The sequence below is a fragment of the Nocardia sp. genome, assembly GCF_025465275.1.
Classification (GTDB): domain Bacteria; phylum Actinomycetota; class Actinomycetes; order Mycobacteriales; family Mycobacteriaceae; genus Nocardia.
Map to the genome: position 1 here is coordinate 14,571 of NZ_JAODNK010000033.1, position 13,103 is coordinate 27,673.

The 13,103-nt window shown below is 67.1% G+C and carries 10 protein-coding genes; 7 read left to right on the forward strand and 3 right to left on the reverse strand.

Features of this window, described 5'->3' with window-relative positions; genetic code table 11:
- Positions 1-531 precede the first annotated feature (531 nt).
- The 6 genes from JWN03_RS08320 to JWN03_RS08345 all read left to right on the forward strand — a co-directional run bounded on the left by JWN03_RS08320 (position 532) and on the right by JWN03_RS08345 (position 7,519).
- Positions 532-1,320, forward strand: coding sequence for a GntR family transcriptional regulator (locus tag JWN03_RS08320; RefSeq protein WP_297612147.1), 789 nt, complete (start codon positions 532-534; stop codon positions 1,318-1,320).
- Positions 1,321-1,548 (forward strand): 4Fe-4S dicluster domain-containing protein, encoded by a 228-nt coding sequence (locus JWN03_RS08325; protein WP_297612150.1) that lies wholly within the window; start codon positions 1,321-1,323, stop codon positions 1,546-1,548.
- A 10-nt stretch (positions 1,549-1,558) separates the two neighbouring features.
- Positions 1,559-2,983, forward strand: coding sequence for an ABC transporter substrate-binding protein (locus JWN03_RS08330; protein WP_297612153.1), 1,425 nt, complete (start codon positions 1,559-1,561; stop codon positions 2,981-2,983).
- 214 nt (positions 2,984-3,197) lie between these two features.
- Positions 3,198-4,022, forward strand: coding sequence for an ABC transporter permease (locus tag JWN03_RS08335; protein ID WP_297612168.1), 825 nt, complete (start codon positions 3,198-3,200; stop codon positions 4,020-4,022).
- Positions 4,023-4,033: 11 nt separating this feature from the next.
- A complete protein-coding gene (locus JWN03_RS08340; RefSeq protein ID WP_297612169.1) occupies positions 4,034-4,774 on the forward strand; it encodes an ABC transporter ATP-binding protein in 741 nt (246 codons plus the stop codon).
- A 45-nt stretch (positions 4,775-4,819) separates the two neighbouring features.
- A complete protein-coding gene (locus JWN03_RS08345) occupies positions 4,820-7,519 on the forward strand; it encodes a fumarate reductase/succinate dehydrogenase flavoprotein subunit (protein ID WP_297612155.1) in 2,700 nt (899 codons plus the stop codon).
- Between the two features lie 230 nt (positions 7,520-7,749).
- On the opposite strand, the gene JWN03_RS08350 is transcribed toward JWN03_RS08345, so the two are convergent.
- A complete protein-coding gene (locus JWN03_RS08350; protein WP_297612158.1) occupies positions 7,750-9,336 on the reverse strand; it encodes a DUF2207 family protein in 1,587 nt (528 codons plus the stop codon).
- A gap of 199 nt (positions 9,337-9,535) precedes the next feature.
- Between JWN03_RS08350 and JWN03_RS08355 the strand changes: the two genes are divergently transcribed.
- Positions 9,536-10,654: a neutral zinc metallopeptidase gene (locus JWN03_RS08355; protein ID WP_297612161.1), complete on the forward strand. Its 1,119-nt coding sequence runs from the start codon at positions 9,536-9,538 to the stop codon at positions 10,652-10,654.
- A 75-nt stretch (positions 10,655-10,729) separates the two neighbouring features.
- Here JWN03_RS08355 and JWN03_RS08360 read toward each other — a convergent pair whose 3' ends face one another.
- Both JWN03_RS08360 and JWN03_RS08365 read right to left on the reverse strand, forming a co-directional pair.
- Positions 10,730-12,022: an ammonium transporter gene (locus tag JWN03_RS08360; RefSeq protein WP_297612164.1), complete on the reverse strand. Its 1,293-nt coding sequence runs from the start codon at positions 12,020-12,022 to the stop codon at positions 10,730-10,732.
- Positions 12,023-12,127: 105 nt separating this feature from the next.
- The gene (locus JWN03_RS08365; RefSeq protein WP_297612166.1) at positions 12,128-12,961 is read right to left on the reverse strand and encodes a hypothetical protein; all 834 of its coding nucleotides are present in this window, start codon (positions 12,959-12,961) and stop codon (positions 12,128-12,130) included.
- Positions 12,962-13,103: the final 142 nt, after the last annotated feature.

The window sequence follows — 13,103 nt, forward strand, 5'->3', positions numbered from 1 at the left end:
TCGCTGCAGTCCCGCGGGTGATCAACGGGACGGATGCCTAGATGAAAAATTCAGCGGGGGCAGCGAGGATGCCCGGACTCGAGTGAATCGGGGAATCAGTACTCGGCTGCGCGACGGCAGGGACAACACAGTTCCCGCTGCCGTGGCAGCCGTACACCCAGCGCAACGGTCACATACGTGACGTGTGCGGCATGGGGACGGCTTGCAGACATGCATTCAAGTTAACACTGCACTCGAGCTGAACGGAATCCATCTGTCCACATCTCGAGAAATGAGTGGCAGCTCACTCGAGACCACTCCACTCCTCGGCTCGTACGCGCACACGCATTCCGATCAGCGTGATTACAAGTCACAGCCCAGGTCGGCGGGGTGGCGCAATGCCCGGAAACCGCCGCATCGCGGCTGGCCCGGCACCTCGGCAGGCGGCGCAAAACCCGAGGGGCCACCGGCCGCCTCCAGGTATGCCGCAGATGGTTCTCCGTATCGCCTCTACAGTCTGTAGCCGCAGGTCAAAGGCGGAAAGGAGATGAAGTGTCGCCGGAACCAGTACCGCTGCGCGGCCCGATCCGCCGGGCCGATCGCGCCCGCCAGGTGGCGGATATCGTGCGCCAGCAGATTCACGCCGGAGCATTCGACAGCGCGCTGCCGTCGGAGCCGGAGCTGGCCGCCGAATTCACGGTCTCCCGCAATACCGTTCGCGATGCGCTCGCCCTCCTCAAGGACGAGGGCCTGATCGAACGCGCACCCAAGATCGGCACCCATGTCGCCCGCCGCAAATACGACCACGGGCTGGACACACTGCTCGGCCTGAAGGAGACGCTGCGCGGGCACGGCGAGGTACGCAATGAGGTGCGCGTCGCCATGCGGGTGAACCCGCCGCCGACCGTTGCCCGCAAGTTGCAGCTCGAGCCCGGACAGCAGGCCGTATATATCGAGCGGCTCCGGTACTTCGGCGATCTGCCGCTCAGCCTGGATCTCACCTACCTCGTTCCGGATATCGGCGATGAGGTCATCACCCGCGATCTGGAGACGAACGACGTGTTCGCGCTCATCGAACAGATCAGCGGCGGCCCGCTCGGCGCGGCCGACCTCGCCCTCGAAGCCATTACCGCCGACGCGCATTCGGCCGCCACCCTGCAGCTGCCCGAGGGCGGCGCCGTGTTGTTGCTGGAACGCCTGACCAAGCTCGAGGACGGCCGCCCGGTGGACCTCGAATACATCCGGATGCGCGGCGACCGGATCACCATGCGCGGCAGCCTCGCCCGCCCGCCCGAACGCACCGACGCTCTCCTCGGAGCAGAGACATGGAGGCTGATCTGAATGGCGCTCGTCAACCAGCGGACAGATGTTCCCGTGACCATCGACGAATCCCTCTGCCTTCAGGGCTGCACGCTCTGCGTGGAGATCTGCCCGCTCGATTCGCTGGCGATCAATCCCGAGAACGGCAAGGCCTTCATGCACGTGGACGAGTGCTGGTACTGCGGGCCGTGCGCGGCCCGCTGTCCCACCGGCGCGGTCACCGTCAACATGCCCTACCTGCTGCGCTGAAGGATCTCCCGTGAAGTACCGCTCAGTCGCGGTGGCACTGGCCGCTGCCCTCTCGTTCACCGTCTCCGGCTGCTCGCTCGATTCGAGCGGTGGCGGCGACACCGTCAAGCTCGTCATCGGTTACCAGTCCAAGACCCTCAATACCGTGACCGCCGGAACCCTGCTGAAGGCCAAGGGATTTCTGGAGCAGCGACTGGCTGACCTGACCGCACACGGCGGCGCGAAGTATCAGGTGGAGTGGCAGGACTACGACACCGGTGCGCCCATCACCGCGCAGATGGTCGCGGAGAAGATCGATATCGGCTCCATGGGCGACTACCCGCTGCTCATCAACGGCTCTCGCACCCAGGCCAATGAGCGAGCGAAGACCGAACTGGTCTCCATCACCGGATACAACCCCAAGGGCGCGTTGAACATGGTGGTGGTCGCGCCGGATTCGAAGGCGCAGTCGATCAAGGATCTGGCCGGGCAGCAGGTGTCGACCAGCGTCGGCTCCGCCGGGCACGGCACTTTGGTGCAGGCGCTGAGCCGTGCCGGGATCGACCCCAAGTCGGGGGTGGAGGTGCTCAACCAGCAGCCGCAGATCGGCTCGTCCGCGCTGGACTCCGGTCAGGTGGCGGCACTTTCGCAATTTGTCGCCTGGCCCGGACTGCTGGTCTTCCAGAACAAGGCCAAACTGCTCTACGACGGCGCGGAGCTGAACGTACCCACCTTCCACGGCGTGGTGGCCCGACGCGACTACGCGAAACAGCACCCGGAGGTGCTCGATGCCTTCCTGCGCGCACAGCTGGACGCGACCGACTTCATTCACCAGCAGCCCCTGGCGGCGGCCAAGGTTGTCGCGGACAACTCCGGGCTGGCCCAGGAGGTCGTGTACCTCTACAACGGGCCGGGCGGAACCTCCTTCGACACCACGCTGAAGCCGAGCCTGCTCGAGGCATTCAAAGGTGATGTGCCGTACCTGAAGTCGATCGGCGACTTCGCCGACCTCGATATCGACAAGTTCGTCGACGACGCCGCGCTGCGTCAGGCGTTCCAGGAATCCGACGCCAATTACGATGCGACACTGGGCAATAACGCCAACCCGGCGCTCATCTCCGGCACCGACCCGGTGAGCAACCGCCCCGCCACCAACCCGGCACTGGCCGGCGAGATCTGGTTCGCCGGATCCGACACCACCCAGCCCGCCGCCGACCCCACCAGCCTCCTGCGCGCCATCAAACAGGCCCGCGCCCAGGGCAAAACGGTCCGCGCCGCCTATATCCCGGACGCCGAACTCGGCACCCGCTGGTTCGCCGACAAATCCCTCTGGGTCCGCGACGGCGAAACCTACCTCCCCTTCACCACTCCGGCCGCGGCCCAGCGCTACCTGGCCGCACACCCGTCGGGCGTGACTGTCACGTACGACCAGGCGGTCAGTGAGGTCAGGCAGTGACCGCCCTCGTCCTCCGAGCGCGGTCCGCCCTCGTCATCCCGGCGCGCTTTTGGCCGGGATCCATGGGAACCCGTAGGCCCTCTGTCCGTATGGATCCCGGCCAAAAGCATGCCGGGATGACGAATGGGACGACGAAGGTGTGGGTCCTTGCCGGAACTGAGGGGGTCGGGCGGTGAGTACGTCGACTGTCACCCGATCCGATGTTGTTGCGGCTGTGGGTAAAAGCGCGGTCGTCGAGGCTCGGCCGCGCAGGAGTGGGGGAGTGTGGCGCTCTCGGCTGGTTCGACTCACCTCGGTGCTGTTGGCCATCGGGGGCTGGCAGTTCTTGACCGCCAATCACATTCGGGCGTGGGTACGGTTCGATACGTTGCCCACCGTCACGCAGATCGTGCAGGCGTTCCGGCATCAGCTGGGGACCGACACCTTCTATCTGGATCTCGGGCAGTCGTTGATTCGGATTCTGACCGGGTTCGGCCTGGCCGCCGTGCTCGGCTTGACAACCGGTGTGGCGCTGGGGCGTTCGCGGTGGTTCGCGGATATCGTCGGGCCGCTCACCGAGCTCGCGCGGCCGATTCCGGCCATCGCGGTGGTGCCGGTGGCGATTCTGCTGTTTCCCGATGATGAGGCGGGGATCGTATTCATCACCTTCCTCGCGGCTTTCTTCCCGATCATGGTGTCCACGCGGCATGCGGTGCGCGCGCTTCCGACCCTCTGGGAGGACTCGGTGCGCACGCTCGGCGGCAGTCGCTGGGATGTGCTGCTGCGAGTTGTGCTGCCGGGCAGCCTGCCCGGCGTATTCAGCGGACTGTCGGTGGGCATCGGCGTGGCCTGGATCTGCGTGGTCTCCGCGGAGATGATCTCCGGGCGGCTCGGTGTCGGCTACCGGACCTGGCAGGCCTACACCATCGTCGATTACCCGGGCGTCTTCGTCGGCATCATCACCATCGGGGTGCTGGGGTACGGCACCTCCTCCGCCGTCGAGCTCATCGGCCGCCGGGTCACGCACTGGTTGCCGCGCGTACCGGAGGCGGCGAAGTGAGTGGTATCGGCATGAGCCTGCGGCTGGATCGAATCGACCTGTCCTACACAGGAACACCGGTCATCACCGAGCTGTCCCTGGACGTTCGGCCGGGGGAAATCCTCATCCTCACCGGCCCGTCGGGCTGCGGAAAGTCCACGGTGCTGCGCGCATTCGCCGGACTGCTGCGACCGGACGCCGGTCAGGTGCTGGCCGACAGTACCCAGGTCACCGGAACCTCCCGGGACCGCGCGGTCGTCTTCCAGGACAATGCGCTGCTGCCCTGGCGCACCGTACGGTCGAATATCGAACTGGCCCTGAAACTCCGGGGCGAACCGCGCGCCGGGCGAAAAGCACTGGCGGAGCGCTGGATCGAGGAGATCGGCCTCACCGGATTCGCCGACTTCCTGCCCAAAAGCCTCTCCGGCGGCATGCGGCAGCGCGTACAGCTCGCTCGCGGCCTGGCGGGCGCACCGCGCTCGGTCCTCATGGACGAACCGTTCGGCGCACTCGATTCGCAGACCCGTGCCACCATGCAGCGCCTGCTCGTCGACACCTGGCAGACGCACCCGACCACCATCGTCTTCGTCACCCACGATGTGGACGAGGCGCTGCTGCTCGGCGACCGGGTCGCCGTCCTCGGCCGCGCCGGCGCACCGCTGCGCGCGCTGCTGGAGGTGCCGCAACCGCGCGCGGTGGGAGTGGACCGCTCGCGACTGCGCGCCGAAATCATTACCGCCCTGGATCACTCGGGCGATCTCGCCGCCCTCTGACGGCGCCGACCCCCGACCGATTCCCGACCGAATGTTGGTGTGCTGATGGAGATTCCCGATCTGGCCGAGACGACCCGTCTCGACTGCGATGTGCTCGTCATCGGTGGCGGCACCGCCGGCACCATGGCCGCGCTGACCGCCGCCGAACAGGGCGCGAACGTGCTGCTGCTGGAGAAGGCGCACGTGCGGCACTCCGGCGCGCTCGCCATGGGTATGGACGGCGTCAACAATGCCGTCATCCCCGGCAAGGCCGAACCCGAGGACTACGTCGCCGAGATCACCCGCGCCAATGACGGAATCGTCAACCAGCGCACCATCTATCAGACAGCCACGCGCGGCTTTGCCATGGTGCAGCGGCTCGAAAGCTACGGCGTGAAATTCGAGAAGGACGCCTACGGCGAATACGCGGTGCGGCGGGTGCACCGCTCCGGCTCGTATGTACTGCCCATGCCGGAGGGCAAGGACGTCAAGAAGGCGCTGTATCGCGTACTGCGGCAACGCAAGATGCGCGAGAAGATCCAGATCGAGAACCGGCTCATGCCGGTGCGCGTCCTCACCGAGAACGGGCGGGCGGTCGGCGCTGCCGCATTGAACACGCGCACAGGCGAATTCGTCGTCGTGGCAGCCAAGGCGGTCATTCTGGCGACCGGCCCGTGCGGCCGCCTGGGCCTGCCCGCGTCCGGATATCTCTACGGCACCTACGAGAACCCCACCAATGCGGGCGACGGCTACGCCATGGCCTACCACGCCGGTGCGGAGCTCTCGGGCATCGAATGCTTCCAGATCAACCCGCTCATCAAGGATTACAACGGCCCGGCCTGCGCCTATGTGGCCAATCCGTTCGGCGGGTACCAGGTCAACGCACTCGGTGAACGTTTCGTCGACTCCGACTACTGGTCCGGCCAGATGATGTCGGAGGTGAAGCGGGAGATCGAATCCGCCCGCGGGCCCATCTATCTCAAGGTTTCGCACCTGCCGACCGAGACCCTCGATGCGCTCGAAGGCATTCTGCACACCACCGAACGACCCACCCGCGGCACCTTCCACGCCAATCGCGGACACGACTACCGCACCCATGATATCGAGATGCACATCTCCGAAATTGGTTTGTGCAGTGGGCATTCCGCGTCCGGCGTGTGGGTCGACGAGAACGCGCGCACCACCGTCACCGGCCTCTACGCCGCCGGTGACCTGGCCTGCGTACCGCACAACTACATGATCGGCGCGTTCGTCTACGGCGATCTGGCCGGGGCACACGCCGCGGGCACCCTCGCCGACACCCCGGCCCCGGCGGAACTTCCCGCCGACCAGATCGCCGCCGCACACGAACTCGTCTACCAGCCGCTGCGCAATCCGGACGGCCCGCCGCAGCAGCAGGTGGAATACAAGCTGCGCCGCTTCGTCAACGACTATGTGGCGCCGCCCAAGACGGCCACCAAACTGTCGCTCGCCATCGAGACCTTCGACCGCATGATCGACGACCTGAACGCCATGGGCGCGCAGACCCCGCACGAACTCATGCGCTGCGCCGAGGTCAGCTTCATTCGAGACTGCGCCGAAATGGCCGCGCGCTCCTCGCTCACCCGCACCGAATCGCGCTGGGGGCTGTACCACGAACGCGCCGACCTGCCCGAGCGCGACGATGTCGAATGGCGGTACCACCTCAACCTGCGCAAGAACGCCGACAATGAGATGGAATTCCTGAAGCGGCCGGTCGCACCGTATTTCGTGCCGGTACCCGGGCTCGACGATCTACCCTCCGCCGACGACACCGTCATCCCGGTGGCGCAGCCCGCACTCGTCGGCAGCCCGCCCAACCTGAATACCGCGCCCGCGACCGTCGGCACCGCCGCGTCCGCCGCCGGGAAGGTTCCCGTCGCCCCGCGAATTGCGTTGCTGCTCAGCCTGGATTCGCCGTCGATCGCGGAACTCGCGTCCTTCCTGGACGATCCGGACCCGCAGGTGCGTGCCACCGCGCTGTCGGTACTCACCGAGGGCACGCCGGACGGCTTCGGTGACCGCCTCATTGCCGCGCTCGACGATTCCGATGTGACGGTGCGTAGTTCGGCCATCGCCGGACTGCGGGAGCTGGTGGAAATCCTGCCGGGCGCCGACGATCTGGCCACGCATGCCGATTCCCCCGATCCGGCCGTGCGCTCCGCGGTGATCGATCTACTGCGCGCACTGCACGCCGGTTCCGTCGAACTGTTCGCCAAGGCCGCCGTGGACAGCGACCACCGCGTTCGCATCGAAGCGGTCAACGGTCTTGTCTCCCTCGACGAGTGGTCTTCGCTGGCCACCGCCGCGCACGATGAGAACCGCGAGGTCCGCATCGCCGCCGCCCGCGGCCTGGCCACAGTCGGTCTAGGCGGTATCGAAGCTGTCCGCGCACTCATCCCCGACCGCGACCCCTTGGTCCGTGCCGCCGCCCTCACCGCACTATCCCGCCTGGGCAATGCCGAAGACACCGCCACACTGTCTGCAGCCCTGGGTGATTCGGCCTGGCAGGTCCGCGAAGGCGCAGCGCGAGGTCTCCCCTCGGCCGGTCCCGACCGGGCCGCAGCACCGCTACAGGCCGCCCTGGCCGACGTCCACCCCGACGTCCGCAAGGCAGCCGTCCTCACCCTCAGCACCTGGCCGGAATCCGCATCCGCCCGCCAAACCCTGGAATCCGCCCTGGCAGACACCGACGCCGACGTCCGCGCCTACGCCCGCCGCGCCCTAGCCGTCCACGCCGGCACCTAGCACCCCGCCCACTACCAGCCACCAAACAGCACCTCTCCCCGCCACACAACCTGTATCGGTCCTGTGCCGCTGCGACACGTGTTGTGCGGTCGGCGATGTGCTGTGTGGTCCCGCCGATCCAGCCACCGAACAGCGCGTCTACCCGCCACACAACCTGTATCGGTCCTGTGCCGCTGCGCGATGTGCTGTGCGGTCCGTCAGGGGTGTGGGGTTGGGGACGGGGTGTGGGGTTAGGTGAAGAGGCGCTCGAGTTCGGTGATGAAGTAGGGGAAGTGGGCGGCGAAGCGGTGTAGGTCGCGGTCGCCTTCGAAGCCGCCGAACCAGTAGAGGCCGGGGGTGCCGTCGGCGGTGGGGTCCAGCTCGCGGAAGGTGCGCACCCACTGGTCGGTGCGCCGGCCGGCCACCATGAAGGGCAGGGCGCGGGAGAACACCATTTCCTGGTCGGGGGCGGGAATCTGTTGCGGGACAATGGCATCCAGGCCGCGCAGCATGGCCTGCACTCGGCCGGTCAGCTCTCGGCCCAGCGCGGTGCGGGACGGCAGGTAGCGGGGGAGCAGCAGCGCCGCCACCCCGGCGAGCGCCAGCGCCACACCGATCAGCGCATGGCCGGGGCCCAGCGCCAGTCCGATGGTGGTGGCCACCCCGGCGACGATCAGCGCTACGCCCAGCCAGAATTCGAAACCGCGCCGGGTGCGATCGATGAAAGCGCCACGCGCCGTGGCATCGTCGATGAGGGCCGTGCGCACCGCGGTCGCGGGCACCTTGCCGCTCAGCTCCGACAGCAGCACCGAATCCGTGCCCTCGGGCAGCAGGACCGAGTACACCGTCTTCTCGTAATCGGTCAGCTGCTCGTCCACCGGGTTCATCCGGTTGATCCGCCACGCCGAATCACCCACCGCCGCAATCCACACATAGCTGCGGACCGCGAGATCCACCACGGTGGCCGCCATATCGGGGGCATCCACATGCCCGTCCGCCAGGAGTCCGGCGGTTCCGGGCAGCACGCCGTCCGGGGAGGTGAACTCCACCCGATTCCCCTCGCGCACCAGCGGATCGAGCGTCTCGGACCCGCCCGGCGTCGTGCGCCGCGCCCACACCACATATCCGGCCGCCGCGGCGAGGGCGGCCAGCAGCACCGCGAACGCCGCCAGCACCGGCCCGGTCACCGAAAAAGGGCCGGGGGCATTGTCATCCGCGATATCGGCGTTCGCCTTCACCGTGCCCGCCGGGACCTGCAGCGTCACATCGATGACATCGCCCTTGTGCAGGTCGGTCTTGTCGAGGTGCGCCACACCGTCCGGCTCCACTCGAATATCCGCGCAGTCCTCCGGCTTTCCGGGCGGGCCGATGGTGCACTTGGTGACACCCATCCGGAAATCGGGACTGGTCACGGTGACGCTGATGGACGCCACATCGGTATTCAGGACGCCGGTCCAATGGAACAGCTGCGCACCGGAGGTCTCGGTGACCGTGTTGTGGACCGTGTACTTGAACGTCACCTGCCCGGGCCGGGCATCGAGGGTGAACCGGTCGTCCGCGACCCCCGCATCACCGTCGCCGTCGGCCTTGATATCGGTGACCTGGAAATTGCGCTGCACCGCATCGGTGACCTGCACCCGCAGCGGCAGCACTTGCCGGAACTCGCTGCCCGCAGGCACTTCCACGGTTTCGGTGACGCGCAGCAGACCGTCGTCGCCGAGGTCGACATCGGCGGTGATCCGCACACCGTCGCTGGGCTGCGCATGTGCGGCAGGCGCGATTACTCCTGCCAGAGCGAGCAGCAGCGCAACGAGAGCGCCCCCCCGAAAAATCTGCATGGAAGGTTACTTTAGACAGCTTGCTATTCTTCCTCAGCGGCTGTCGGATATCGCAGAGAACGAGGGGGTGCGGGGGATGACTCGCCCACCGTCCGGATACGGACCGATTCCCCCTGGGGGTTGGCCGCCCCAACCCGATCCACGACGCCCGCAGCAACCCGGATATCCCGGACAATCCGGACAGCCGACGGGTCGGCCGATGCAGCCGTCCGGACCCGCCGCGCCGCCCTCCGGGTTCCCCGCGCAACCCGGCTATCCACAGCAGCGCCCGGTTTATCCACAGCGGCAAGGCTTTCCGCCGCAGCAGGGCTACGGCCCGCCGCCCGGATACCGACCGCCGGGCTACGGCCAGCCGATGCAACCCGCCTACCGGCAGCCCCTGCCGCCGCCCACCGCGGGCTTCCAGATCGGCATGCCCCCACCGCAGCGTCCGGCGCCTCCGCGCCGCGGCCGCTGGGGCTCACTGATTGTCATCTTCGTCCTGCTGGTGACCGCCGCCCTGGTGCGCACCGCCGTCTCCCACGGTCTGAACAACCTCGGCTCCGGCAGCCCCGGTGACAAGGTGCAGACCACCTACACGAACTCACCGGACGACAACGCCGGCGTCCCCAAGACCTCGGACAATCCGCTGGTCACCGACGACAGCTACACCCTGGTCCCCGAACGCTGCAATTACTCGCCGTGGGGTACCCAGGTAGACACCGCGCGCAAGTTCTTCGAAACGGCCGCAGGCTGTCTCGCCGAAGCCTGGAAGCCGCTCTTCGACGACATCAAGCTGCCGTTCGTACCGCCCAAACTGAATGTCTCGGCGACCACCAGCGGCATCACCACCCTGTGCACCGGCAACAGCACCAACTTCGCCGCCTTCTACTGCTCGGCCGACCAGACCATCTACATGCCGGTCAGTCAGCTGCAGACCGATATCTACAAGGACAACTGGGTGGTCTACCTGTCGGTATTCGCGCACGAATACGGGCATCACGTGCAGGCGCAGTCCGGGATCCTCGGCAAGGTGCATCAGGAGCGCCGTGATGCCGGTGCGACCAGCGCCACCGGGCTCGAGCTGTCCCGCCGAACCGAATTGCAGGCCAACTGCTTCGACGGCATGTTCCTGGCCGGCTCGAACAGCGGCGGCTCGCTGACCTCCGCGCAGGCCGGCGTGGCCCGCAACGACATGTTCCACCGCGGCGACGCCCCGGGCGATATGCGTGACCACGGGACGTCGAACAACGGCGGAACCTGGTGGTCGCTCGGTTACGACAAAAACCGCACCGCACAGTGCAATACCTTCGGCGCGGCCGCGAGCAAGGTGAACTGACCTACGAGAACGGCCGGGGTGGCGAATCATTCGCCACCCCGGCCGTTTCCGCGCAACTCAGTGCCCGAACACGACTCAGTGCCCGAACGGGCCGTCGCCGAGGCGTCGCGGTGCGCCGTGCCCGTGCACACCCTCGGCGTACGCGGTCTCCGCATGCAGGGCGAAGTCGATGCCGCCGATCTCGTCCTCGTGGCTGACCCGGAAGCCGATGGTCTTGTCGATCAGCTTGCCCAGCGCGAAGGTCACACCGAAGGCGAAGGCCGCCACCACGATCACGCCGACCAGCTGCTTGCCCAGCTGGCCGAGCCCGCCGCCGTAGAGCAGGCCCTGCGGGCCGTCATCACCGGTCATCGCCCGATTGGCCAGGAAGCCGATGAGCAGGGTGCCCACAATGCCGCCGACGAAGTGCACGCCGACCACATCGAGCGAATCGTCGTAGCCGCCCTTGAACTTCCAGCCCACCGCGAACGAACACACCACGCCCGCAACCAGACCCACGATCAGCGCACCCATGGTGTTCGTGTAACCGCAGGACGGGGTGATGGCGACCAGACCGGCCACCGCACCCGACGCCGCACCGAAGGTGGTCGGCTTGCCGTCGCGAATCTGCTCGACGATCAGCCAGCCCAGCATGCCGAGGCAGCCCGCGACCAGCGTGTTCAGGAAGACCGCCGCCGCAGTGCCGTTCGCGGCCAGCGCCGAACCGGCATTGAAGCCGAACCAGCCGAACCACAGCAGGCCCGCGCCCAGCAGCACGAAGGGCAGATTGTGCGGCCGCATGGCATCCATCTTGAAGCCGACCCGTGGACCCAGCACGAGGGCCAGGGCGAGCGCCGAAGCGCCGGAGGCGATCTCGACCACCAGGCCGCCCGCGAAGTCCAGGGTGCCGAGGGAAGCCAGCCAGCCGTCCGGAGTCCACACCCAGTGCGCGATGGGGGCGTACACGATGAGCGCCCACACCGGTACGAAGATCATCCACGCCGAGAACTTGGCGCGATCGGCGATGGCGCCGCTGACGAGGGCGACGGTGAGAATCGCGAAGGTCAGCTGGAAGGTGACGAACAGCAGCTCCGGAATTCCGCTGGCGGCATGAACGGTCTTCGGGTCGATTCCCGAAAGTCCGATATGTCCGAGGTTTCCGATGAGCCCGCCGCCCGCGTCATCACCGAAGGCGAGGCTGTAACCCGCAACCAGCCACGCCACCGTCACCAGCGGAATGGAAATGAAGCTCATCATGAGCATATTGAGCACACCGCTGGAGCGCACCATGCCGCCGTAGAAGATGGCCAGCCCCGGCGTCATGAGCAGCACCATGGCCGTGGCTGCGAGCAGCCAGGCCGTGGCCGCCGGGTCGATGGTCGTGGTCATGGAGTAACTCCCTTCGCGCGTTATCGCGTTGCAGGGAAGTTACCGAATCCTCACGTTTCGGCGCTGTTACGAAAATGAGGAATTGGATACCTGTCCGTAACAGCGTCAGCTGCGGCGTTCCCGGCCCTTACGGGCGAGCGCGCGCATTCCACGCGGTCCCGGCACAGGCAGATCGTCCTCGAGCGCCATCCACTCGGCGGTGGTCAGCCACTGCTGCTGGGCCCGGGCGTCGGCTGTGTCATTGAACACCCGCCGCCCGCGATCGTCCCGCAGCTCGTAGGCCAGTACCGACCAGCGCGGCGGTCGCCCGTTCTCGGCCACTTGATCTCGCAGATACGCGGTGACCAGGGCGCCGAGCGTATTCACCGGCCGCAGCGACACCCGATTGCCGTACCGCGCGGCATGAAAACGCCTTCCGGCACACAGGGATCGGGGGGTCGCGCTGTAGGCGATCCAGCCGGCGCGCTGCGCCCGCTCGATCAACCACAGATGTTTGACCGCGGCGGGCGCGATATCGCCCACCCGATCGCGGATGAGGTCGAAGACCGGTTCCGACAGCAGGATGTCGCGCCGCGTCGGCCCGGTCCCGTGTGCGGTCCAGTATTCGTCGGTGAGTTTGGCCAGTACCCGGCCGAAATCCTCGACGCTGCGCTGCGCGCGGCGGCCCAGGCGTTCGATGCGCTCGGCCTCGGCGCGCATATCGTTCTGCACGATGAGGGTCTGGATGGCCGCGAGCGTCGGCACCTGGCCGCGCTGCAGTAGTTCCAGGATCGCGCCCGCGGTGGCCGGGTCGGCCGCAGCCGAGACCGGTAGCGAATCGCGTTTGATGTCGTAGTTCTGCGGGCTGATGGCTCGACTGAGCAATCCGACTGCGGCGAGATCGCCGGCGAATTCGGTGCTGGAGAGCCAGGCTTCTGCAATGTCGTCGTGCGACGGCACGGGGAGTTCCTCCGGAAAATTTGGTTGTGCCCCGGTCGGGATGAGGGACCGGCCGGGGCCACCAACCTGATGAAGGTTTGGCTACCGAAGTTGCCGATGTCCACGGTAGCCAAACGATTGCGATCTTGCTGCATCGGTTGAT